1 pseudogene is annotated in these 248 nt (G+C 61.7%); it reads right to left on the reverse strand.

Annotated elements, in window-relative coordinates:
* Positions 1-248 (reverse strand): annotated as a pseudogene (gene cysJ / locus ACTHS3_RS18360) (NADPH-dependent assimilatory sulfite reductase flavoprotein subunit); the annotation flags it as partial.

Genomic DNA, 248 nt, shown 5'->3' on the forward strand with positions numbered 1-248 from the left:
GTCTGCTCCATGCTAAGTCGGCGCGTGTGAGGATGCCGTCTTTGCGGTAATCGCTCCATTCAAGCTGGTAGAGGAAGTCGTCGGCGAGGCGTTGATTGCCGAAGATGAGCCAGTTTTTGCCGTTGTCGCCGTTGGCGGCGCGTTGCTGCATGAAGGCGCGGAAGGGGGCGATGCCTGTGCCTGCGCCTATCATGATGACGGGGGTGTCGCCGTTGGCGGGCAGGCGGAAATTGGGGTTGGGTTCGACG

The sequence above is a fragment of the Neisseria sp. P0009.S007 genome (genome assembly GCF_051962515.1).